This is a genomic window from Thalassotalea agariperforans, assembly GCF_053470345.1.
Window position 1 is genome coordinate 98204 of record NZ_JBQMWH010000007.1, and the last position, 24670, is coordinate 122873.

At 37.2% G+C, this 24670-nt stretch carries 24 protein-coding genes; 12 read left to right on the top strand and 12 right to left on the bottom strand.

The annotated features are described in order from the left end of the window. Positions 1-7: 7 nt before the first annotated feature. From ACSLUO_RS11035 to nhaA, 4 genes are all read right to left on the bottom strand, one after another. A complete protein-coding gene (locus ACSLUO_RS11035; RefSeq protein WP_448248583.1) occupies positions 8-280 on the bottom strand; it encodes a YfcL family protein in 273 nt (90 codons plus the stop codon). Positions 281-378: 98 nt separating this feature from the next. Further along, complete coding sequence (locus ACSLUO_RS11040) at positions 379-1554, bottom strand: ATP-NAD kinase family protein (RefSeq protein ID WP_448248584.1); 1176 nt, start codon at positions 1552-1554, stop codon at positions 379-381. 63 nt (positions 1555-1617) lie between these two features. After that, positions 1618-2247, bottom strand: coding sequence for an elongation factor P hydroxylase (locus tag ACSLUO_RS11045; RefSeq protein WP_448248585.1), 630 nt, complete (start codon positions 2245-2247; stop codon positions 1618-1620). Between the two features lie 127 nt (positions 2248-2374). Next, positions 2375-3550 (bottom strand): Na+/H+ antiporter NhaA, encoded by a 1176-nt coding sequence (nhaA, locus tag ACSLUO_RS11050; protein ID WP_448248586.1) that lies wholly within the window; start codon positions 3548-3550, stop codon positions 2375-2377. Between the two features lie 245 nt (positions 3551-3795). Here nhaA and ACSLUO_RS11055 point away from each other — a divergent pair, with 245 nt between their 5' ends. Beyond that, on the top strand, positions 3796-4266 hold the full coding sequence (locus tag ACSLUO_RS11055) for an Lrp/AsnC family transcriptional regulator (RefSeq protein ID WP_448248587.1): 471 nt from the start codon (positions 3796-3798) through the stop codon (positions 4264-4266). Positions 4267-4477: 211 nt separating this feature from the next. Then, positions 4478-5359 (top strand): DMT family transporter, encoded by an 882-nt coding sequence (locus tag ACSLUO_RS11060; RefSeq protein ID WP_448248588.1) that lies wholly within the window; start codon positions 4478-4480, stop codon positions 5357-5359. A 183-nt stretch (positions 5360-5542) separates the two neighbouring features. On the opposite strand, the gene ACSLUO_RS11065 is transcribed toward ACSLUO_RS11060, so the two are convergent. Beyond that, complete coding sequence (locus ACSLUO_RS11065) at positions 5543-6532, bottom strand: Fic family protein (protein WP_448248589.1); 990 nt, start codon at positions 6530-6532, stop codon at positions 5543-5545. A 550-nt stretch (positions 6533-7082) separates the two neighbouring features. Between ACSLUO_RS11065 and ACSLUO_RS11070 the strand changes: the two genes are divergently transcribed. Continuing rightward, on the top strand, positions 7083-7988 hold the full coding sequence (locus ACSLUO_RS11070; RefSeq protein ID WP_448248590.1) for an AbiJ-NTD4 domain-containing protein: 906 nt from the start codon (positions 7083-7085) through the stop codon (positions 7986-7988). A 116-nt stretch (positions 7989-8104) separates the two neighbouring features. On the opposite strand, the gene ACSLUO_RS11075 is transcribed toward ACSLUO_RS11070, so the two are convergent. Continuing rightward, positions 8105-9934: an ABC transporter ATP-binding protein gene (locus tag ACSLUO_RS11075; RefSeq protein WP_448248591.1), complete on the bottom strand. Its 1830-nt coding sequence runs from the start codon at positions 9932-9934 to the stop codon at positions 8105-8107. A 158-nt stretch (positions 9935-10092) separates the two neighbouring features. Next, positions 10093-11184 carry an NlpB/DapX family lipoprotein gene (locus ACSLUO_RS11080; RefSeq protein ID WP_448248592.1) on the bottom strand — a complete coding sequence of 364 codons (1092 nt, stop codon included), beginning with the start codon at positions 11182-11184 and terminating at the stop codon, positions 10093-10095. A gap of 260 nt (positions 11185-11444) precedes the next feature. Here ACSLUO_RS11080 and ACSLUO_RS11085 point away from each other — a divergent pair, with 260 nt between their 5' ends. Then, positions 11445-11966 carry a glycine cleavage system transcriptional repressor gene (locus ACSLUO_RS11085; RefSeq protein ID WP_448248593.1) on the top strand — a complete coding sequence of 174 codons (522 nt, stop codon included), beginning with the start codon at positions 11445-11447 and terminating at the stop codon, positions 11964-11966. A gap of 9 nt (positions 11967-11975) precedes the next feature. After that, on the top strand, positions 11976-12446 hold the full coding sequence (gene bcp, locus ACSLUO_RS11090; protein ID WP_448248594.1) for a thioredoxin-dependent thiol peroxidase: 471 nt from the start codon (positions 11976-11978) through the stop codon (positions 12444-12446). 149 nt (positions 12447-12595) lie between these two features. Here bcp and ACSLUO_RS11095 read toward each other — a convergent pair whose 3' ends face one another. Next, complete coding sequence (locus ACSLUO_RS11095; protein WP_448248595.1) at positions 12596-13672, bottom strand: AI-2E family transporter; 1077 nt, start codon at positions 13670-13672, stop codon at positions 12596-12598. A 3-nt stretch (positions 13673-13675) separates the two neighbouring features. Continuing rightward, positions 13676-13963, bottom strand: a complete 288-nt coding sequence (locus ACSLUO_RS11100) for a sulfurtransferase TusA family protein (protein WP_448248596.1) — start codon at positions 13961-13963, stop codon at positions 13676-13678. A gap of 130 nt (positions 13964-14093) precedes the next feature. Here ACSLUO_RS11100 and bepA point away from each other — a divergent pair, with 130 nt between their 5' ends. Genes bepA through ACSLUO_RS11115 form a run of 3 tightly spaced genes read left to right on the top strand, consistent with a single transcriptional unit; the run spans position 14094 to position 16333 of the window. Continuing rightward, the gene (gene bepA / locus ACSLUO_RS11105) at positions 14094-15548 is read left to right on the top strand and encodes a beta-barrel assembly-enhancing protease (protein WP_448248597.1); all 1455 of its coding nucleotides are present in this window, start codon (positions 14094-14096) and stop codon (positions 15546-15548) included. A 26-nt stretch (positions 15549-15574) separates the two neighbouring features. Continuing rightward, positions 15575-15916, top strand: coding sequence for an arsenate reductase (glutaredoxin) (gene arsC / locus ACSLUO_RS11110; RefSeq protein ID WP_448248598.1), 342 nt, complete (start codon positions 15575-15577; stop codon positions 15914-15916). Beyond that, positions 15917-16333: a DUF2069 domain-containing protein gene (locus tag ACSLUO_RS11115; RefSeq protein WP_448248599.1), complete on the top strand. Its 417-nt coding sequence runs from the start codon at positions 15917-15919 to the stop codon at positions 16331-16333. Between the two features lie 105 nt (positions 16334-16438). On the opposite strand, the gene hda is transcribed toward ACSLUO_RS11115, so the two are convergent. Both hda and ACSLUO_RS11125 read right to left on the bottom strand, forming a co-directional pair. Further along, positions 16439-17155, bottom strand: a complete 717-nt coding sequence (gene hda, locus ACSLUO_RS11120) for a DnaA regulatory inactivator Hda (RefSeq protein WP_448248600.1) — start codon at positions 17153-17155, stop codon at positions 16439-16441. Next, the gene (locus ACSLUO_RS11125) at positions 17155-18246 is read right to left on the bottom strand and encodes a DUF2066 domain-containing protein (protein ID WP_448248601.1); all 1092 of its coding nucleotides are present in this window, start codon (positions 18244-18246) and stop codon (positions 17155-17157) included. Before ACSLUO_RS11125 ends, hda begins: the two co-directional genes overlap by 1 nt. 159 nt (positions 18247-18405) lie before the next feature. Here ACSLUO_RS11125 and purM point away from each other — a divergent pair, with 159 nt between their 5' ends. From purM to ACSLUO_RS11140, 3 genes are read left to right on the top strand one after another with little or no spacing between them, the layout of a single operon-like run. Continuing rightward, a complete protein-coding gene (purM, locus tag ACSLUO_RS11130; RefSeq protein ID WP_448248602.1) occupies positions 18406-19443 on the top strand; it encodes a phosphoribosylformylglycinamidine cyclo-ligase in 1038 nt (345 codons plus the stop codon). Positions 19444-19451: 8 nt separating this feature from the next. Further along, positions 19452-20093: a phosphoribosylglycinamide formyltransferase gene (gene purN, locus ACSLUO_RS11135; protein WP_448248603.1), complete on the top strand. Its 642-nt coding sequence runs from the start codon at positions 19452-19454 to the stop codon at positions 20091-20093. 20 nt (positions 20094-20113) lie between these two features. Continuing rightward, positions 20114-20887, top strand: coding sequence for a DUF3108 domain-containing protein (locus tag ACSLUO_RS11140; protein WP_448248604.1), 774 nt, complete (start codon positions 20114-20116; stop codon positions 20885-20887). A gap of 24 nt (positions 20888-20911) precedes the next feature. On the opposite strand, the gene ACSLUO_RS11145 is transcribed toward ACSLUO_RS11140, so the two are convergent. Continuing rightward, positions 20912-21754 (bottom strand): class II glutamine amidotransferase, encoded by an 843-nt coding sequence (locus ACSLUO_RS11145; protein ID WP_448248605.1) that lies wholly within the window; start codon positions 21752-21754, stop codon positions 20912-20914. A 293-nt stretch (positions 21755-22047) separates the two neighbouring features. Here ACSLUO_RS11145 and fadE point away from each other — a divergent pair, with 293 nt between their 5' ends. Next, positions 22048-24534 (top strand): acyl-CoA dehydrogenase FadE, encoded by a 2487-nt coding sequence (gene fadE / locus ACSLUO_RS11150; protein ID WP_448248606.1) that lies wholly within the window; start codon positions 22048-22050, stop codon positions 24532-24534. Positions 24535-24670: the final 136 nt, after the last annotated feature.

Below are 24670 nucleotides of genomic sequence, written 5' to 3' on the forward strand. Positions count from 1 at the left end.
TGTAACTTTAAGCAGTAAACTTTTCGGCTAACGACTGCCAATATTGCTTAACTAAGTTGCGATCATCAGGTGATAACTCTGCTCGTGCTTGATGGACTTTATCACTAATATTGTCAGCTAACGCTTGGCTTAATGGTTGCGACTCATCGCCAAATTCACTGCCTGCTAAAGCAATAAAGCCACGTAAATAACTACTGGCAAATAAAATATCAGCGTCGGCATCTTGCGCAACTAATTCATCAAAATGCTGATATAAGTCGGTTAATGTTGTAAAAGTCATGTTTGTCCTAATAAGTTATGTTTGGTTATTAATGTGGTAACGCTAATAATGCTGCTAGCAATTGCTTAAAAATTTTTGTTATTTATCCTGAGTTCAGATTATTGAGGCGAAGCCACCGGATACAAGACTTGGTCGTGATAGCCAGTAGTGATCGGCATAAAACCTGATAACTCTTGATCAAGGGCTTCATCACCGCTATCAACAATTAATGGTTTTTCATTTAACGCCAATAATTTCGTTTTTGTCGCCACAATAATAATATTTTCTTTACCAATTAACCGTAAGATGCGCGGGCTTAATTGTTGATTACCACGGCCAATAATATGCCCTTGACCACCAATTAAGGTGATCACTAATTTAATTGCTTGTTGCGGATTTTTTTGTTGTTGCTCAGTTAAAAACTGCCATAACTTAGCTTCGGTAATATCATGAAACAACACGGCTTGATGCTGAATAATATCTACCCCTAACAAGGTATTGTCTAATGCTAGCTCGGTCATAATAAATTCAGTGGTTGAGCCCGAGCCTATAATAAATATTTCATCATCCATGTTATCAATAACATCAGCAGCAATATCTTGCAGTACTAATTCATCCGACTCTTTACCGCCTGATTTTACCGCTTGTATGTAACGTAACTCGCTCGGTATCGTCATTTCACCAAAGCGTTTCGCTTTAACAATGCCTTGTCGCACTAAGCTTTCATCAATATCCATGACATCAGCCGTCATTAACGACACCAGTTGATTACTCACCATTAATTCAATCACACGCCCTGCCGCTTTTGGTGTAACGGCATAAACCCCTGAATGAATTTTACAACCCGCTGGAATACCTAATACCGGTATTTGGCTTGATAAGTTACTAACTTGCTGACAAACATTGCGCGCGGTGCCATCCCCTCCAGCAAACAGAATAATATCAACATGCTCAGCCACTAAAGCTTGAACTGCTGCTTCGGTATCTTTTGGGGTTGTTGATGATGAATTTTTTTCTGAATCAGCTGCGGTGTCATAAACCACCTTGGTACTAAAACCAAGAGTGCTAGCACAATCAGCTCCCATTGCGCCATTAACGGTATAAACTTCGATATCTGCTTGGTATGGCAATAACACACTAAGCGCTAAAGCCGCCCGTTTATTCGCTTGTGGCTGCGCCCCTAATGCTAAAGCTTGTGACAAGGTATTTTCACCGTCACTACCTTTTAAAGCAACACTGCCACCAATACCGGCAATAGGATTAATAATTAATCCTAATTTAAATTTTTTACTCATTTTAAATACCACCACTCAGCTTTAAAAAACACAAACATCACCGTTCGCCATTGAAACAAACTCCTAGGCATACGCTGGTGGCTCCACTTGTGCAGCAAAATTAGCTTGTGACTTTATTTGTCCGCCATATTGAAATGAAGCTAACGTTAAGGGTAAAGGTACCTGATAATACTCAGCTAGTGCTTGTATTAGTTGCTGTGCTTGTGGCGGGAAACCTTGGCTTAAATAAACTTGCACTTGTTGCCATACTTTTGCTTTAAAGGCAAAACGATCCGGCTCGGCTTCACCATTTAAGTTATCAACCGACACATCAAACGCTTTACCACAAGCAACCGATAAAGCCCATTCAATGGCTTGCGGTTTAATTTCTGCTTGCTCAAATTTCGCTTGTTGCTCGGCATTTCTGCCATCAGGTAAATACCAATAACCAAAATCTTCTAATAATCTGCGCTTGGGTCCCGCTAAACACCAATGGGCAATTTCATGTAAGGCACTGGCATAAAAACCATGGGCAAAAATAATTTGATGATAAGGACATTGTTCATTTGCCGGTATATAAATAGGTTCATCATCGCCTTTTACTACTTTGGTATTAAAGTCGGCATAAAATGTTTGCTCAAACAATTTGATCAAGTCATCAACCTGATGAACTTTTGGCTGAGTTACATTATTTTCAAAAGATGATAATTGCATATACTGAGATTAAAAACCTGACAAACAAAAATAACGGGTTATGTAATATTGTCCGGCATTTTAAACAAAAACGACGATGGATGCATCGTCGTTATGGTTATATTAACTATTCGCTTGTTAAATAAGTTTATTTAGGCTGTTTATTAACACCATTTTTAATCAATAAGTATCCTAAAACACCTGAAATTAAAGAGCCAATAACAATGCCTAAACGATCTTGAAACACTAAATTTTCAGCCGTTTGTTCAAAAGCCAACGAGCCAATAAATAAACTCATGGTAAAACCAACCCCACATAATAAGGCGGCACCATACAACAACTGCCAATTAACCCGCTCAGGTAATTGCGCAAAACCTAGTTTAATGGCAATAAAACAAAAGCCAAAAACACCTAACTGTTTACCCACTATCAAGCCTAAAATTATTCCTAACGGTACAGGCGCTAACACTTGATCAAGGCCGACATTGGTAAAGTTAATTCCGGCATTGGCAAAGGCAAATATGGGTAACACAATAAATGCCACCATCGAATGTAAATTATGCTCTAACGATTTTAATGGTGAAGGCTCACCTGCTTTGCCTTTTATTGGAATAAATAACGCCAGCACCACACCCGCTAAGGTGGCATGTACGCCTGATTTTAAAACCGCAATCCATAAAACAACACCAAAGAAAATATAAGGTGAAGTGCTAGTAACATTAGCCCGATTTAAAATGGTTAACGTAACAAGTACAACCGCCGAAACCACCAATGAAGTTAACGATAATTGCTCTGTGTAGAATAATGCGATGATAATAATCGCACCTAAGTCATCAAAAATAGCTAATGAGGTTAAAAATACTTTTAATTGCAGCGGAACTTTTGAACCAATAATAGACAAAATACCTAAAGCAAAAGCAATATCGGTTGCCGTAGGAATTGCCCAACCACGGAGAGCTTCAGGATTATCATAATTTAAGGCGGCATAACACAAAGCAGGTACGATCATACCGCCAATAGCACCAACCGCTGGTAAGGTAATTTGCCCTGGTTGAGATAAATCACCTTCGATAAATTCACGCTTTAGCTCTAACCCTACTAAAAAGAAAAACAGCGCCATTAAGCCATCGTTAATCCATAACAACAATGGTTTGGCTATTTCAAAACTGCCAATCGATATTTGCACCGGTACATCTAAAAGCATGTCGTACCAAGGAGCAAACGTTGAATTAGCTAACACCATGGCAGCTACAGCCGCAAACATTAGAATAATACCGCTAGCGGCTTCCAATTTTAAAAAATCTTGTATTGCTTTTACTGGCATAAATCCTCGTTAAAATAATAAATAACTTTGGTTTTGTTAATATGATTGCGTAAATGATGGTGCGTTAATAATAAAAACAAAGCGTAGCAACATCCCAGACATAATATGTCAAAAATTCGTTTTTAAAAACCTTTTCCGTAAAAAAATTCAACGGTAAGTAAATAATTTTCTTATTGTTTACTGAGTGTAAAAAGGTAAAAATAGCTTTTCACGATTACAGATTAGTTTATCTCATAAGGTTTGCCATGAAAAAATTAGATGATGTCGATTTAAAACTACTGACGGTTTTATATAAAAATGCCGATATCACCAATAAAGATCTGGCCGCTGAAATTGGCATTGCGCCTTCTACCTGTTTAGAGCGGGTTAAACGTATGAAACAAAAAGGCGTGATCAAAAGTGCCTTTGTTGATATTAACTTTAAAAATATCGGCGGTAATATTGAAGCCATTGCCGCTATTCGCTTACAACCTTACTCAGAAGAAATTGTTAATCAGCTACGTGATGACTTATTAAAGCTACCTGAAATTATCAGCCTGTATCATATGGGTGGTAGTTATGATTATTTTATTCATATGTCGGTAAAAGACAGCGAACATTTACGCCAATTTGTTTTTGAAGCGATCACCTCTCGTGATGAAGTAACCACAGTTGAAACCTCATTAGTATTTGAACATAGCCGCAGTGGTGTGATGCCAAACTTTGTTGAAGAATAAACCGGAGCGTTTGTTTTTTTTGCGAAACGATCACATCAATTCCCTCCTGATTATTAATAACCGTGGCGAGAAAGCAAGTGTTATTCCCAACTCAAGTTAGCTATAATGGCCTTGTTTTTTCTAACAACAATTTAAGCACAAAATCTTAGTTAAATTTACCTGTGTTTAAACTTCAAACAGCTTCATTTTATTATTAAAGGCTCCTTTCATTATGTGGATAGTTTTTGCATTACTCGCTAGCTTATTTTTTGGCATCCGAGGAATAATGTATCAATGGACATCACAGGAAAAAATTAATCGTAACTTATTATTGTTTGGTGTTTTTTTTGTCGGCTTTATCATCAGCTTGTCAGGTATGATTATATTTGAACAGCAATGGTACGGCTGGCCAGATGTTGCGGTTGGTTTAGCATTAGGGGTTGGCTCTTTTGCCGGCAATGCTTTTTTACACAAAGGGTTTTCAGTTGGTAAAACCGCTATTATCAGTATTTTGTCAGGCTTAACTCCGCTATTTGTGCTGGTATTTGCATTTTTGTTATGGCAAGAAACCTTAACACCCCTACAGTTGTTCGGGTTTTGTATTATTTTTATTGGCTTGTATATTATTCGCTATTCCAATGATATTTCGATAAACAATTTACAAGGCGCACAATGGGGCTTACTTGCCGCCCTTTTCTTTTCATTTAATGATTTATTAAGTAAACAATCCACTCGCCTTGAAGCTGATACCTTTGCAACCTTAACAGCTATGTTTAGTTTTGGTAGTTTGTTATTTGCCATAAGCTGGTTAACAAGCCGTAAGCAGGAACTTCCTGTGAGCAGTAAAAATAACGATCTTCAACCCCATTGGTCTGGCATAAAAACCTTTTCTGCTGGCTTATTTATTGGCTTAACCAATGTCGCGGGAATGTTTTCCCTCATATCCGCTTTTGCTACTGGCACCACCGGCTTAGTTTCGGCAATTTCTGGCATGAATATTTTAATTATTCTGTTGTACTCACGTATGGTTTTAAAAGACTCATTTACCCGCCAAGAGCTTGTTGGCTTAACCACCGCTTTTATCGGTGTTATTGTCTTGAGATTAAGTTATTAACAATTTTTATTATCTATTTAACCTGAACTCGGTTTAATGGGGTTTGTAATAGTCTGATTTATAATAAATAATTTAAAAATTCACGTACTTATTTTGTTGCACCTAGTTTATCTTAGATTCAATGATGAAATTTAAGTGGATATCAAGGCGTTATTGAGCAAAATGGCTTAAACCAAATTCAGGTTATTTAATGCTGTTGATAATATTTATTGTCTCTTGGTAGCATTCTTTACAAAAACAAATGAAAGCTTCAAGTTCGTCCCCCGCGTGGTAAAGCGGCTCACCAATACTAGGAGCTTTATGTTTAGCGCTATATTTAGAAAGAATAGCTATGTAATCCAGCCTACGTGTAGCAGGTATAACAAGAGGGGCGTAACCTGCTCTTAGTAAAATAAGGTTAGCTATTAAGCGAGCAATACGTCCATTTCCGTCCCAGAATGGGTGTATCTGTCCAAAGATCAAATGCGCTTTTGCATACATAGTGATCGCTTCATCAATACTATCAGGCTTACACGACTCAATATATTCTACTAAGCCAAATACAAGTTTTGGTACATCAAATGGTCGAGAGTACGCATGGTATACACTTGAGTTATCACTAAGCAATAAGTAAGTTCCATTAGGAACTACCTTGAAATCACCATAAGGTTTATCTATATCGAAAGTAACGTCAGTTTGAACAACTTTATGTAACAGTTTGATTTTGCTTACAGTGAGTTCACTACTAATCATACCGTAAAGCAAGTCGATAGCTGAAGCGTGCCCCATTACTTCTTTATGATCTTTTAAAGGCTTACCTGATACAGTTAAGCCTTCACTTAATATAAACTGCGTTTCACCTAAGTTTAGCGTATTACCCTCAAGCGCTGTCGAGTTGTGCGTCCACAAAGTACGCAACATATTTAACAGTTCTTGTTGTTTTGAGCTTGGTAAACCTTCTAAGAATTTGAAGGTAGGTTTACTTTTTTCGGGTACGCTTACATATTTACGAGCCTTTCGCTCGCCCGTTATTAAAATTAGCCCCTGTTTAGCTGCGCTATTTAACCACCGCTGTACTGTACGGTTGTCAACTTGGAAATCTGTAGCAGTTTTTATTTCACTTATGGTTATAGGTTTATTGGCAGAACTTACGAAATTTAGGACTAGCTCTTTTTCAGTATGATTTTGTCGCATAAGATGCTTTATCAGACAATTAGTGATTTATGCGGCATTGTCGCATAACCCACTTTATCGGACAATATTTTATTTATACGACACATGCATTACACCTGTTATGGATATGCCGGAGCATCAATCATTAACGAAAAATTATAAAGTGAGCACTTTAATGGCTGAGTTACCAACTCTACCAATAAAAAATAGATAAGATATGCCTGTGTCTTCAGCAAGCCCAAAGCCGACGTTTATTTTGAAATTATTAACGCTCTCATTGTGCATTAAGCTGTCATTGAAACTGATACAAAAATAGCTAGAGTCTAGGTTTATAGCAATAGTAATGTAGTTGAAATAAAAGTTTTTAAAAAAATTAATACACATTAAACAGAGAAAGCGTGTATTTAATCATTTATTCAAAATCATATTTTTATTATAATAATTAATCACTTGATATTATTGTATTTTATCAGTAAATTTTAGCCTACGAATATTAATAATATTAGGATGATAGCTTATTTAAAAAAAGCTTGTTCACGACTAATAAGATGTTAGGCCACCATGAGGGTATATGGAATATTATAGTGATCAAATTAATGGTGCTCAGCCTAGAGATGTTGAAATAATTCCTCCTAATGTTTGGGGAGGGGTTGTCTCCATAGTAAATGGATTGATAGCATCAGGGGCTTTTGGAAAATATTTTCCAGAAGAGTGTCCAGATGGCCAGGGCGTTTATGCTACAAATGAAGAAGCTTTTAAATTATCGCTATGTTCTGAAGTTCCTGATATTGAGTATCCTTTTGTTACTGAAGAAACGATTGATGAGGGTTATTTTTCTAAGAAAAAACCATACTCACCTAATTACCTTTCAGTTTTAGATCTTATTCAATTTTGTCATGAGCATGTAGCAAAGCCTATACATGGATCTCACCATAGTTTTTTCAATCATTACCATTTGAGTTTTGATTGCGACGAAGGCAAAGAAGAATTTAGAAATAGAGTTAATCGTATATTTTCACGGAATCGCATTTCTTATGAGTTAAAGGACACTGGTAATATTATTAGGTTAGCTCCTGAAGTCTTATCTGATGCTTTATATACCGCTCGATTTACAACTCCTGATTCTACTTTAAATCGAATGCTCGAAGAATCACGCGATAAATTTCTTAGTCCTGATGAAATTATTCGTCGTGAGAGTTTGGAACGGTTGTGGGATGCATGGGAACGAATAAAAACAGTGTTAAAACCTGAAAGTAAGAAAGTTTCCGCAACGCTTCTTTTGGACAAATGTGCATCTGAAGAAAACTTCAGAGAATTATTGAATGAAGAGGCGAAGAAACTAACCACAATAGGTAATCAATTCCATATTCGACACAGTGAAGTTGGGCAAGTAGAAATACAAACAAGTGGGCAAGTTGACTATATATTTCATAGGCTATTTAGCTTTATTTTATTAGTATCGAAAGGGTTGGACTAACAACACGCCCTGAGGTGAAAAGAATCAAGGTGGCAGATAACTTGATTTTACAGGTTATCTAAGGCTATTAACTTCTAAAACGCAGTTCCACTTTAAGCGACAAAATCTAATCAAAGTTAATCCACCCCTAAAAAACCACCAGTTTGGTGTTGCCATAATTGAGCATAAATACCACCAGAGGCAATAAGTTCTTGGTGAGTGCCCTGCTCAACAATTTTACCTTCGTCTAACACAATCAGTCTGTCCATTGCGGCAATGGTCGATAAACGGTGAGCAATGGCGATAACGGTTTTTCCTTCCATTAATTTATAAAGGCTGGTTTGAATGGCGGCTTCTACTTCGGAATCAAGCGCTGAGGTGGCTTCATCTAATAATAAAATAGGGGCATTTTTTAATAACACTCGGGCAATAGCAATACGTTGGCGTTGCCCTCCCGATAATTTAACACCACGCTCGCCTACTTGTGCATCTAAGCCTTTATTGCCATCAGGGTCGGTTAAGTCATCAATAAAGCGCCCCGCTTCTGATTGGTCAATAGCGGTTGCTAATTCTGCATCGGTGGCATCAGGTTTGCCGTATAAAATATTTTCTTTAACCGAGCGATGTAACAATGAGGTATCTTGTGTCACCATGCCAATATATTCACGTAACGAGTCTTGTTTTACTTGGCTGATATCTTGGCCGTCAATAATAATAGTGCCTTTTTCAACATCATAAAAGCGCATTAATAAATTCACTAAGGTTGATTTACCCGCACCAGAGCGCCCTACTAAACCCACTTTTTCTCCGGCTTTTATGTGTAAGTTTAAGTTATCAATAACTGCCGCTTTTTCACCGTAATTAAAAGTTACGTCATTAAAATTAATTTCACCGTTTGATACGGTTAAGTCGTTGGCGTTTTTAATATCTTCTATTTCAGTATCAACCGACAAGGTATTAATACCGTCAGCCACGGTACCTATATTTTCTGATAACGAGCTAATTTCCCACATGATCCATTGTGATAAACCATTTAACCTAAGTGCTAAACTCATGGCGATGGCAATTGCCCCTATGGTGATCGCATTCGCTTGCCATAGCCAAATAGCTAACGCTGCAACACTAAAAAACAGCAAATAATTAATAAATTGCACGCTAAAGTTAATTAAGGTAACTAAACGCATTTGGCGATAAACCGAGCTTAAAAACCCTGTCATGCTTTGTTTAGCGTATTCCGCTTCTTTATCGGTATGGGCAAATAACTTAACGGTTGAAATATTGGTATAACTATCAACAATTCTACCTGTCATTAATGAACGGGCATCAGCCTGCTCGGTAGAGACTTTTTTCAAACGTGGTAATAACAACGTTTGTATCACCATATATAGCACTAACCACACTAACATTGGGATCATCAAACGCATATCGGCACTGCCCATGGTCACTACCATAGCGGTAAAATAAACCAAAATATAAACGATCACATCAAGTAATTTAGTTACCGTTTCACGTACGGCTAAGGCGGTTTGCATCACTTTATTGGCAATACGGCCAGCAAAGTCGTTTTGATAAAAAGACACACTTTGTTTTAATAAATAACGATGCGCTAACCAACGAATAGACATGGGGTAATTACCCAGTAACGATTGGTAAATGATCAACCCGTGTAACAATACAATTAACGGCATCGCCACCAATACTAAAGCTGACATGATCAGCAGTGTTAGCCCTTCTTCTTGGAATAAGCTTTCTGGCGTGTGCTGTGTTAATAAATCAACTAACTCACCCATAAAACTGAATAACGACACTTCTAAAATAGCCAGAGTTGCCGTTAATAAAGACATAAGTATTAATGGAAATTCAAAACCTTTAGTGTAATGGCGACAAAAAGCATAAAGCCCTTTAGGTGGTTTTATTGGGGCCTGATCAGGTAATGGGTTTAACCAAGATTCGAATTTTTTAAACATGAAATAACTCACCAGTTAAGTTTATAACTTAACGATACCATAGGGATAAATTGAGATAAAAACGGCGGTAAGGTTAAACTAACCTTACCGCCGTTTTAATTGTACTACATTGCACAAGAACTAAGTGGTTGAATAACTCAGTTAATGGGCATTAATTGTTAATATACATTTCTAAATGATAAACCAGGTTCAATTACTGGAAAAATTAACTCTAAGGTTGCTGCTGGCAATGGCTGACCGTCGGCGTCATAAATTGTCACTTCGGTTTGCTCGCCATCGTCACCACGTTCTTTTAATTTAACTTGGTAAGCAGCATCTTCTAATTCAAGCACTGGTACTTCATCACCCCATAACGATGCCCAAATAGAGTTACTAGGCTGAACAAAGTCAACATAATAGATTTTTTTCGGTTCATTTAAATCAGTAACTTTAAAACCATAATTATCGAAAAAGTTAGGCATGTTAGCCCATAGTGGATCTAATTCCATTTCAACAATATAACTTGGCTCTGATTTACTGTTTTCGCCTATTGTGACTAATTTTTGATTAGCACGCATTAAACGGTTTTCGTGTTGATAAATACGATATTTGTAATCAACTTGCGCAATAATATTATTGAGCATATTCATTTCAGCGCGTTGTTTATCAATAGCACCAATTTTATCTGTGCTGCCTTGTTCATCTGTTTTCATAAAACCGGCAACTTCAACTTTTACGCTAACGCTACGGCCATGCGGTTTAACTTCAAAGGTGTAATTGAATTTTACGCTTTCAACTTCTGATACTTCTGAGAAATACCAAAAGCCATCTTCAGTTTCTTTGTGAAACCAAGTTGACTGAAACTTCTTTGCTTGCTCGTCAAGGGTAATTAACTCAACATCATCAACCAATAGTTGCTCTTTTAACGCCTCAAGAATAAAAGCATATAGCTCTTTATCATCTAATACCTGATCAAACCAAATGATCGCATCTGAGGCACTAGGCTCTAATCGAGAAGAAGCAGCAATTGGCAATACCAAAGATGGCGAACGCACATCCATTTTTTTACCAACTGGACCATCAGTGTCAACAGGGGCAATTTGAAATTTAGTGCCTTGTTTTGGTTTAGCTAAATGACTTGGTATAACTAGGGCTTTACCTTCTTCCACTTCGGTGTAGTCAAAACTTCCCAAAGCACCATTTGTCGGGCTAACTGAACAACCAGTAATAGCTGTACTTAATAAAGACAAATACAAAAAACGACGACTCATTCCAACTCCTGCAGAAAACTTCATCTGCTTATGACCGATCTTTTATCATTGAGTTCAAGTTTGATTCGAGTCAATGCGATCAGGCGTTATCTAATAATTTAATTGCGCCTCATGGTACTTTGCTGTTTTTACAAAGACAAGCGATGCAAGCAATAAAATATCGTTTGATGACAGATAATTGAAAAAACCCGCTTTAATAGTTAGATTTCGATTAAATTTCGGTTACAATGCGCGTAATTTTTCACCTCAAAAGTAATTCAATGTCGCAATATTTAATTATAAACGCTATGGGTGCCGATAGAACGGGTAGTGTTAGTGAATTAATCAAACTAGCCACTAAATGTGGTTGTCATATCAGAGATAGTCGAATGGCTATTTTTGGCCAAGAGTTTACCTTGATCATGTTATTAGATGGTGAGCCAAGAGCTATCAGTTTGGTAGAGCAACGCCTACCAGCCATTGCTCATCAATTAGAATTAATTACCATGATGAAAAGGACCTCAAATTACCAACCGTTACCTTGTTCTAAATATTACCAAGCAGAATATGCCGGTGTAGTGCAAGCAGGTATTTTGAAGTCAGTAACGGCATTTTTTGCCGCGAGAAAAATTGATTTATCTTCGTTAAAGTCTCATATCGACCCTGAAACCAACATGGTACAGGCGACAATCGATTTTTCTATTAACGAAAAAGACGATATTAATGAAATTGAAAATGACTTTTTACAGCTGTGTCAGCAAATAGACATTCAAGGTTGTATTAAAGAAGCATCAAATAATTAAAGGATCAGTATGAATACATTAACGGTTGGCGATAACGCCCCTTTATTTACTTTATTAGATCAAAATTCAGCGTCAGTCTCGTTAAGCGATTATATTGGTAAACAACAAGTGCTGGTTTATTTTTACCCAAAAGCGATGACTCCAGGTTGTACTGTACAAGCGCAAAACTTGCGTGATAGCAAAGACGATTTAGCAAAATTAAATACGGTTGTTTTTGGCATTAGCCCTGACGAGCCAAAACGCTTAGCTAAGTTTTGTGAACGAGACCAATTAAATTTTACATTATTATCAGATGTTGATCATAAAGTAGCGGAAGATTTTGGTGTATGGGGTTTGAAGAAGTTTATGGGCCGTGAATATGATGGCATTCATCGTTTAAGCTTTTTAATTGGTTTAGATGGTAAAATTACTCACGTATTTAACAAGTTCAAAACCAAAGACCATCACCAAGTGGTACTTGATATGTTAAACAGTTTATAAAGCTGAACGCCTCAAAACAGAAATAGCGGCAATGATTGGTCGCTATTTCTGTTTCTCGTAATACTTGTACTTCTAATTACTTCTACTTACTTCTTAATAGTCAAGCTCACCTTTAATATAAGCCATTCAAACGCCGAAAATTCACAGCTTTAAGCTTCTGCCGTTTCGGTTTCGTCAAGCTTAGCACTTGACCATGCAGTAACAATTGCTTTGACTAACGATGCTAATGGTATAGCAAAAAATACCCCCCAAAAGCCCCATAAGCCACCAAAAAACAATACGGCAATAATAATAAATACGGGGTGTAAGCTTACCGCTTCTGAAAATAATAACGGCACCAGTAAATTACCATCAAGCGCTTGAATAATACCGTACGCTAACATGACATAACCAAATTCAGGGCTAGTGCCAAATTGAAACAACGCCACTAAAACCACCGGAAAAGTCACTATGGTGGCGCCAACGTATGGGATCAATACTGATAAGCCCACTAATACCCCTAACAACACCGAATACCGTAAATCGAGAGCAACAAAAGCAATTGTTGAGGCTGTACCCACAATTAATATTTCAATCACTTTGCCACGAATATAATTCATGATTTGCTGATTCATTTCGTCACTGACTTGATCCGCTAAGCGGCGCTCTTTCGGTAATAGTTTGACAAAACTGGTTAATAGGAGTTTTTTATCTTTAAGAAAAAAGAAAACCATGAGCGGAACTAAAATCAAATAAATTAATAACGCCACCATGTCAGAAATAGAATTGAGTGACGCTGAAATAACTAACTCGCCCCACTCCAACACTTTTTCATTCACTATTGCCATGATTGCTTCTAAATGCGCGGCATCAATCAATTCAGGGTATTTATCAGGCAAGGTTAATAAGTACGCTTGTGCTTGTGAAAACATATTCGGCGCTTCTTTAACCAAGTTTGTACCTTGCTGCCAAATAACCGGCATTAAGCCTAAAATAGCAACTAGTGATAAACCAATAAATATTGAAACGACAATCGAAACACTGGCGGTACGACTTATTCCTAAATAAGATAACTTGGTGGCTGGCCAATCAAGTAAAAAAGCAATAGAAATTGCCACAAACACTGGCATTAAAATATTACTAAAAAAGTAAATAAACAAAAAAGAACAGATGATAATGGCTAATAGCGCAACCGTATCAGGATTCGATAAATGACGCTTGTACCAATTATTTATCATGTTAACCATAAATTACTTACCTGCCTTGATATAAAGTTCAACAACATCATCATTGATTTGTTTTGTGGTAAAAGTATAACCTTGTTTAATAAGTAGCTTGGGAATATCTTGTTTTGAACCTTTGTCACGTATTTGTATCAAACAGCTATCACTGTTTGACATTTTTTTTAATATTACACGTAATTTAACTAATGGTAGTGGGCACGATTCAGCACAAGCATCATATTCGTAAAGCATATAAATTTTATTAAACAAACCTTTTGTTTGATTATCTAATTTGCGACAATCGATTACAATCATCTACGAAAAATAGTTATAAATAAAACCACTTTCATAAGTTAAGTTTTATATGATGAAAATAATGGTGAATTAACACACTCCAAAATTACGCGATTTAAAACAAGTTTTTTGTAATAAACGGATAAGTATTTTGATAAAAATAAAGCCTTTAGTAATTACCAGCGCATTAATTTTTGCACTTTCATCGATCAATATTTCCGCGCGACAAAACGATAAAAATAAATTACCTGAAATTGGCGCTGCCGGTACCAGTGTATTATCAATAGAAAAAGAACGTATTATTGGTGACGCTATGATGCGTCAACTTCGTGGCCAGCAAGCGGTAATGAATGACCCAATATTAAATGAATATATTAATACGCTGGGCAACGACATGGTTAAAAATGCCCGTGATGTTAATTACAGCTTTGAGTTCTTTTTAGTTAACAACAAAGAAATTAACGCTTTTGCTTTTTTTGGTGGCCACATTGGTGTGCACAGCGCTTTAATTACCACCGCTGATAACGAAAGTGAATTGGCTTCAGTATTGGCTCATGAAATTTCACACGTTACCCAACGCCACCTTGCAAGAAAAATAGAGGCACAACAGCGTACTCAACCATTAAGTACAGCAGGCTTGATCTCTGGTATTTTAATTGCGTTAGTTAACCCTACCGTTGGTATGGCTGCGCTTTCAACCAGTATGGCAGCCAGCCAACAAGCAAGTATTAATTATACCCGAGGCAATGAGCAAGAAGCGGATCGGGTTGGTATCGAGCTGTTAGCCAACAGTGGTTATGATCCTTATGGCGCGCCGAACTTTTTTAGTAAGTTAGCTGAAAAATATCGCTATACTACCAAGCCGCCAGCTATGTTATTAACCCATCCACTGCCTGATTCACGGATCAGTGATGCTAGAATTCGTGCCCAAAAATACCCCGTTAGGCCACTAGCCCCTAGTTTAAATTTTGAATTAGCAAAAGCGAGAATTTTAAGTCGTTATCACAATACGCCTGAACAAAGCATTAGTTACTATCAAGGTTTATTAGACAAAAAACGCTATATCATCAAAGAAGCGGCAGAATATGGTCTCGCTATCGCTTATTTTGAAGACAAACAATATACCAAATCATTTGATATTTTAGCCAAGCTATTTAGCAAAGATAGAAAGAACTTATTCTATTTAGATGTTTTATCTGACTTGGGCATTGCCATGAAGCAGTTTGATTCAACCTTAGAGATGTTAGATAAGTTGCACGCTATTATGCCTAATAATCAAGTAGTCACTTTAAATTATGCCAATGTGTTATATGAAGCGGGTAAATATGAGCAAGCAGGTAGCCTATTACGTGACTTTTTATTAGTAAAACCCGAGCATTTTATTGCTTATGACATTTTAACCAACGTTTATGAAAAATTAAACGATACGGCCATGAAGCACGCGACTAAAGCTGAGGTTTATGCCTTAATTGGTGCTTATCCACGTGCCGTCGATGAATTACAAACCGCCTATAAACACGCCACTAAAACACCGTTAACTCAAAAACGTTTTAAAGCGCGGATATTACAATTTCAAGAGCAACAAGATAAACTTAAACGTTTATAAATTTCCATTCGTTATAAGAGAACATTATGTTAAAAATTTACCACAACCCCCGTTGTTCCAAAAGCAGACAAACATTACAGCTAATAGAAGAAGCTGGTCAGTCGGTTGAAATCGTTGAATATTTAAAAAACCCTTTGTCTGAAAGTGACATCAAACAATTATTAACATTACTCGCGATAAAACCCATTGAGATGATGCGCACCAAAGAAGCTGAATTTAAAGAGCAAAACTTAAAAACAGCAGACGATGACACCTTAATTCAAGCCATGGTTAACACACCCAAATTAATTGAGCGTCCAATTGTGACTTCAGAAAATAAAGCAGTGATCGGCCGACCTCCTGAAAACGTGTTAAGTTTGTGGCAATAAATGGCGGCTTCAGATAAAAAAACTAAACCACAAAAGTTTAGTACCAATACGTATAAAAAATTAGCATTAACTGGCTATTTTTCGTTATTGGTGTTTATGCCGTTATGGTTATTGGTATTAAACCCATCGCAAGGACTAAGCCCTTGGTTAAGTACCTTTATGTTTATTCTGCCATTGTTATTGCCGTTAAAAGGCATTTTAGCGGGTAATCCTTATACCTTTGCTTGGGCAAACTTTGTATTAATGTTGTATTTTTTACACAGTTTAACCACGTTATGGGTAAGTGCTGACGACAGAATATGGGCAGGATTAGAATTATTATTTGCCTGTATGATGTTTTATGGTGGCACTTTTTACGCTAAATATCGTGGCCAAGAGTTAGGTTTAAGTATTAGAAAACCTAAAACAGAAGAATAAAAAACAGAAACTATTAGCTGGATGAACTATTAGCTGGATGCGAAAGGCTAGATGCAGTTTAGCCCTCTCACTTGCAACTTCTGGCTTCTGGCTTCTGGCTTCTGGCTAATCAAGATTAAACAAAACTTCCTTGATAAAGGGAATGGTAATTTTTCGCTGTTCTCTTATCGAGGCTTTATCAAGTTTATCTAAACTACTAATTAAACTGGCCATGTCACGCGCTTGGCGATTAATTAAAAATTTTGCCACTTCAACAGACAACTGCATACCACGCTGATTCGCCCTAAATTGCAGCGCTAGTACTTTATCACTATCAGATAATTGTTTAATTGATTGAGTTTCACCCCAAGCTAAACGAGAGACCAGATCAGGTAAGGTAATAGCAAGTTCTTTAACACTATCATTACCGGTAATAATAATTTTATTGCCTTGTTCAATCACTCGATTAAACAGATCAAACACCGCTTGTTGCCAAACTTTATTGCCAGCAATCAATTGAATATCATCTAAACACACCAGATCAAAGTGCTCTAAACCTTCTAACACTTCAATCGATAATTCCCTCAGCTGTGAAAATGACATACAAAAATTAGTTTGATTCATCGAGTCGGCATAACTACAAGCCGCATGTAATAAGTGTGATTTACCAACCCCATGATTACCAAAAAGATAAAAACTTAAGGGTTCTTCTACACCGGCTACTTTTTCAATAAAGTTTTTTAATTGTAAAACACAAGCTTGATTGTCTCCGAGCTGAAAACTGGTGAAGGTTTCATCATCAGGTAACTGAACCGCTAGGGTTAATTGTGAAGTTGGGGTCATTATTCTTGCCAATGAAAAATAGGAATATCATCAACATGATTAGCCGCAAGCGGATCTATTTGCTGAGTTAATTGCGCGCTTAACTTAAATGAAGCTAATAAAGATTCTTTCGAGCCTAATACCACCAGTTTAAAGCGGCGATGCTGGCCTTTCACTTGTGTTAGCATCACCTCTTGAATTGACGATAAACTTTCTAAAAATTCATATAATTTCACATCTTGGGACAAGCTATTAATATTATTTACATCAATATAAAGTTCATTGTTGGTAGAAGTAGCTGAGGCATATTGCTGATAAATATGTTCGGTTATATCATCAACCACTAGCCCTAATAGCTCGTTTATATCGTTACCTTTATAAGGTTGGCTAAACAATTGTTGTTCTTCAATGATGCTCCAATCAACCACTACCTGTTGTTGACAAACTAAACAATCACTAGCCGCATCAATACTATCAACCAAACTATGATCAGAAATACGGATGATCACTATTTTTTCAGGTTGGTATCGACTTGAGCTTTCCATAACGGGTTCAGCAAAACGTCCCCACACTTCTGAGGTAGAAATATTAGTCGCTTCTTCTAAGTCCATTAACGGTAAAATTACCGGCAACCCCCGCTGTTTAGCTAATTGTTTAATACGTTGCGAAAATGGCGATTCACTGGAACTTGCGATAATGTTCCGCGATAATTTTTCTTCATTGATCAGCCAAATTAAAACTTGCGGCCGTAAACTGCCCCATAGTGGCTGTTGTGCTTGCTTAAATAGCTGATTAATTTTGTCTTGATCAAAATCAACCACTAAATTAAGCCCCTGCTGGTTATTTTCATAACGGTATTGAAGAAAATAATTATCGGGCTGATTCATTGCTTGTTGCAAAATGGTGTTGTTTTTAATCGTTTTTTGCCCACTAACTTTGATCAAAATATCCGTCATCGCTTGTTTGATACCGCGCCGACGATCTTGGCTCGATTGACTGGGTACTTCAACACTCGCTTGGTAAAGATCGGTTACTTCAACAGCTAAGGTCGAGAAACTCACCATTAAAGTAAAAAATAAGGTGATTATATACAGAGGAAAAAATCTAATCATTTCAAACAGGCTATCAACATTCGTAGCTAAATCTTAACATAATATTTTGTTATTTTACTCATATAATAAATTAATTGCGTTTAAAGATTTTAACCTTGCGCTTGCGCTGGTAGAATACCCGCCAATTATCTTAATTGGTTTAATGAATAGAGGTTTCTTGTGAGTGATAAACAGTCGCTAAGCTATAAAGACGCTGGTGTAGACATTGATGCTGGTAATGCACTAGTTGAAAATATTAAAGGTGCAGTTAAACGCACTACTCGTCCTGAAGTGATGGGTGGTTTAGGTGGCTTTGGCTCTGTATGTCAACTTCCTACTAATTATAAAGAGCCGGTACTTGTTGCTGGTACTGACGGTGTTGGTACTAAACTTCGTTTAGCAATTGATTTAGAAAAACACGACACAGTTGGTATCGACTTAGTGGCTATGTGTGTTAACGATTTGATCGTACAAGGCGCTGAACCTTTATTCTTTTTAGATTATTACGCAACCGCTAAGCTTGATGTTAAAGTTGCTTCTGACGTGGTATCAGGTATTGCTGACGGTTGTGTACTTGCTGGCTGTGCTTTAGTTGGTGGTGAAACCGCTGAAATGCCAGGTATGTATCACAAAGGTGATTATGACATCGCAGGTTTCTGTGTTGGTGTTGCTGAAAAGTCTCGTTTATTAGACGGCTCGAAAGTGCAAGCGGGTGATCAGTTAATTGCCTTAGCTTCTTCAGGCCCACATTCAAACGGTTATTCATTAATTCGTAAAGTATTAGAAGTTAATAACACGGATACTAATGAATTACTTGATGGCAAATCGCTAGCTGAGCATTTATTAGCGCCAACCAATATCTATGTAAAATCAGTATTAGCTTTATTAAGTGAAGTTGACGTACATGCGTTATCTCACATTACCGGTGGTGGCTTCTGGGAAAATATTCCACGCGTATTACCTGAGTCAGCTCAAGCAGTAATTGATGATTCAAGCTGGCAATGGCCTGAAATTTTCAACTGGTTACAAGAAAAAGGCAATATAACTACACATGAAATGTACCGTACCTTTAACTGTGGTGTTGGTATGATCATTGTTGTTCCTGCCGACAGCGTTGAAAAAAGCTTAGATATTTTAGCGGAGTTTGGTGAAAATGCTTGGCATATTGGTGCGATTGCTGATTTACCTGCTGATGCTGAACAAGTTGTTATTGCTTAAGGCTTGATATGACCAACCGAATTGTAGTTTTAATTTCGGGTAGTGGCAGTAATTTACAGGCATTAATTGATGCCTGTAAACAAAGTGATTATCCCGGTGAAATTGTTGGCGTTATTTCGAATAAAGCCGACGCCTATGGATTAGAACGCGCCAAACAAGCAAATATTGCCCAGCAAGCACTTGAGCATAAAAATTTCGAATCACGTGAACTTTATGACCAAGCACTAGTCAAAGCTATTGATGTGTATCAACCTGATGTTGTTGTATTAGCAGGTTTTATGCGTATTTTAACCGCCGAATTTGTTCAGCATTATCAAGGGCGATTAATTAATATTCACCCTTCCTTGCTGCCTAAATATCAAGGGTTACATACACATCAACGTGCACTTGATGCCGGTGATGAAGAACATGGTGTTAGTGTTCATTTTGTTACCGAAGAACTTGATGGCGGCCCAGTGATATTACAGGCAAAAATACCAATTTTTCCTGGTGATAACGCTGACGACCTTGCCAGCCGAGTTCATGAGCAAGAACACCGCATTTATCCTTTAGTGGTAAAGTGGTTTTGTCAAAAACGGTTATCAATGCAAGATGGTTTTGCGATATTAGATGGTTGCCAATTACCAACATCAGGGTACGCAAACGACTAGAATTATTTGAGGTTTTATTGATGTTCAAATTAGCCAAGTGTTGTATGTTATCAGTTTTAGCACTGTCTTTCTCAAACCAAGCAGCTGATGTTGCCACTACTGATTTAAAACCTCAAAAATTTCCTATAGCGCCATTCACGGCCGAATATAATATCATTCATAAAGGCAGCCCCGTTGGTACTGCTGTTCGCGAATTAAGTTATTTAGCCGATGGTAAAATTCACTATAGCTATAATACTGAAATTGAATGGTTAATATTTTCAGATAACCGCAAAGAATCTTCCGTTTTAAGCTTTAACAACAACCATGTGATCCCAAATCATTATCTGTTTGAAAGAAGTGGTACTGGCAAAGACAAACGCAGTGAATGGAAATTTATTCCAGAAAAAAATCAAGCCTTTATCATGGAAGAAGATGAAGATGATCATCAAATTGAACTCGATTTCTCTACTCAAATACAAGATAAATTAAGTTACCATTTACAGCAACGCTTAGACTTAATTGAAAACCCGAAGCAAAAACATTTTGTATTTGAGGTTATTCAAAGTTCAGGTAGAACAAAAAATTATGTCTACGAATTTGATGCTGAAGAAGAACTAATGTTGCCTTATGGCAGTATTAAAACTATTCGTTTAAAACGTGAAGTTGTTGAAAAACAAAGAATAACCTATGCATGGTTTGCGCCTGAACTAAATTATTTATTAGTGCGTTTAAATCAAATAAAAGGTGATGTTAATCAATTTGAAGCGCAGTTAGATAAATATTCATTGTCGCCTATCACCGCCAAAAAGTAATGCCTGCACCTAAAGAAGCAAAAGCTAAATTTGCTTCTTTAACCCGCTTTTAGGGCTATTTAAATTTTCGTTAACTTCAGCCTTGTGCTCATTTTCACCTGAAAGTATGCCTTTACCTAAATAAAATAGCTGCCATTGACTTGGTTGCATTTTATGCCAGTTTTCATTATCAGTTAGTGGTTGCGTCGCAATAATTGTCACCACATCGCTAGCCGAGGTTTCTTGGTGAAAATCAACCGTCAGCTCAGCATCAATTAGTTTTGCTTCACCAAACGGAGCTCGTCGTGTCAGCCAATGTAAGTTATTTGAACAATAAGCAAATAAATAATCGCCATTGGTTAAAATCACATTAAAAACACCACGTTTATTGATCTCATGGCACTGTGCTGCAATAAACTCAAACAAGGTCTTAACATCGGGCTCTTGCGCACCAAATTGATAATGCAACTTATCAAGAATATAACAAAAAGCATGTTCGCTATCGGTTGCCCCCACCGGAATATGAGCTTGTATTGCCAGTTCTTTAAAATTACTCAGTTGGCCATTATGTGCATACGTCCAATTACGGCCCCACATATTACGAGTAAATGGATGAGTATTTTCCAAACAGACACCACCAGAATTAGCTTGCCTAATATGGCAAATTACAGATTCACTTTTGATCGGATATTCTGTTACTAACTGAGCAATTTTCGATTCTGCGCTCGGCAAAGGATCTTTAAAGCTTCGGCAGCCTTTGCCCTCATAAAAAGTAATGCCCCAGCCATCTTTATGTGGCCCAGTATTACCACCTCTTTGCATTAAACCACTAAAACTAAAGCAAATATCGGTAGGCACATTGGCACTCATGGCTAATAATTCACACATTTATCTATTCTCACAACTCGTTATAAATACATCATAACTCAAATTACACACTATAATTAAGCTGAATTCGATTTAAGTTATTTATCAATAATACCATTTAAGCATTAAATATAACGTAAGCAATTTAAACAAAATTAACGTGCCAATATTTTAATTATTTATTTTAAATCAAAGAATTATAAATCCCATTAAACCGAGTTCAAGATAATTAATAAAAACTGTTTGATGTTTTATCAATTAAGGGATAATCTAAAAACAAGTGGTACGACCTCTTATGGGTTTACGGAGATGTTATGGAATTTTCAATTTGGATACTTAGCGTAATGATATTGAGTGGCTATATGGCTTACACTCGCGCTTCATTAGCAACTTATACTTCGCTATTAACCTTGTTAATGGTATTAGGCAGTATTTATCAAATCATTTTTTGGCCAACTTGGCTAATTTTTGCCGTGTTCGCCTTACCGTTAAATATTAAAAGCATTCGTCAAAAATATTTAACTAAGCCATTATTAAAAGCTTACCAACAAATCATGCCGGAAATGTCGCAAACCGAAAAAGAAGCCATTGATGCCGGCACAACTTGGTTTGAATCTGATTTATTTCGCGGTGCCCCCGATTGGAAAAAACTTCATGATTATCCTGTACCAACACTTTCTAAAGAAGAACAAGACTTTTTAGACGGGCCGGTTGAGGAAGTTTGTCGTTTATTTGATGATTGGGATACCACTCATGAGCGTGCTGATATGTCGCCTGAGGTATGGCAGTACCTTAAAGACAATAAGTTTTTTGCCATGATCATTAAAAAACAATATGGCGGCTTAGAATTCTCAGCTTATGCTCAGTCACGTGTTTTACAAAAATTAACCGGCGTTAGCACTGTATTAGCTAGTACTGTTGGTGTGCCAAACTCTTTAGGGCCTGGCGAGTTATTACAACACTATGGTACAAAAGAGCAGCAAGATTATTACTTACCTCGATTAGTAAAAGGTGATGAAATTCCTTGTTTTGCATTAACTAGCCCTGAAGCTGGCTCTGACGCTGGTTCAATTCCTGATTTTGGTATTGTTTGTCGTGATACTTTTAACGGCGAAGAAGTTTTAGGAATGCGTTTAACTTGGGATAAGCGTTATATTACCTTAGCCCCTGTTGCGACCGTACTTGGTTTAGCATTTAAGCTACAAGATCCTGACCATTTACTTGGAGATACCGAAGATTTAGGTATTACTTGTGCCCTGATCCCAACAGACTTACCTGGGGTGATCACTGGCCGTCGTCATTTTCCTTTAAATGTGCCATTTCAAAATGGTCCAACTCAAGGTAAAGATATTTTTGTACCGCTTGATTTTATTATTGGTGGTCCAGAAATGGCCGGACAAGGCTGGCGTATGTTGGTTGAATGTTTATCGGTTGGCCGTGCCATAACCTTACCTTCAAACAGTACCGGAGGCATCAAAACAGCAGCAATAGCAACGGGTGCTTATAGCCGTATTCGTCGCCAATTCAAATTACCAATAGGTAAAATGGAGGGGGTTGAAGAAGCACTAGCAAGATTAGGTGGTAACGCCTATTTAATGGATGCCGTAACTACCATGTCAACCGGTGCCATTGATCTTGGTGAAAAACCATCGGTTATTTCTGCAATTTCTAAATATCATTTAACCGAAAAAATGCGTTCCTCGGTGATTGATGCCATGGATATACATGGCGGCAAAGGCATTTGTATGGGGCCAAACAATTACCTTGCACGTGGTTACCAAGGTGCCCCTGTAGCAATCACCGTAGAAGGTGCCAATATACTAACCCGCAGTATGATCATCTACGGCCAAGGTGCAATTCGTTGTCATCCTTATGTGTTAGCTGAATTAGAGTCAGCCCGTAACCCGAATGAACAACAAGCGTTAAATGACTTTGATCATGCCCTGTTTGGCCATATTGGTTTTTCAATTAGTAATATTTGCCGAAGTGTTTGGTTTTCTTTTACTGGTAGCCGTTTATTGTCAACTCCTTTTGCCGATGAAAGTAAACGTTATTATCAATTAATGACTCGTTTTAGTGCTAACTTAGCTATGTTATCTGATATTGCTATGTTATCCCTAGGAGGAGAATTAAAACGAAAAGAGCGTATTTCAGCGCGTTTAGGTGACATTTTAAGTTATTTATATTTAGCTTCAGCCACCCTAAAACGTTTTAATGATGAAGGCCGCCAACAAGAAGATTTACCATTAATGCAATGGGCGGTGGAAGATTGTTTATTCAAAGCGCAACAAGCAATGGATGAACTAATTAATAATTTTCCAAATAAACTGGTTGCTTGTACATTAAGAGCCATTATCTTCCCACTAGGCTGTCATTTAAAACGTCCAAGTGATTTAACAGATCACAAGGTTGCACGAATATTACAAACACCAAGTGCGACTCGTAACCGTTTAGGTGAAGGTCAATATTTAACCCGAGAACCTGGCAATGCTGTTGGTATGATGGAACAAACCCTTGATGATATTTTGGCTTGCGAGCCTATTTATCAAAAAGTTTGTCAAGCAACCGGCCAAAAATTGCCCTTTTTCTATCTAGATAAAGTTGCGCAACAAGGGCTAGAGCTAAACGCTATAACCCAAGCAGAAGCTGATTTATTGATCAAAGCAGAAAAAGGCAGAAAAGCGGTTATTGATGTTGACGATTTCGCACCCGATGCTTTAGCTGCAGACAAATCACTATTAAGCAAAAAGCCAAAAGTGAATGAAAAAAACAAAGCAACAGATCAAAATACGGCAGCATGATCGCTAAAAACGATAGTTAGTTTAACAAATAATTTACTAACGATGGAATTTAAGGCCTTAGCTTATAATGAGCTAAGGCCTTTTATTTAGGGTTTATTTATCTTTGTTTAATAATCTTTGTTTAATAATTCAGCTG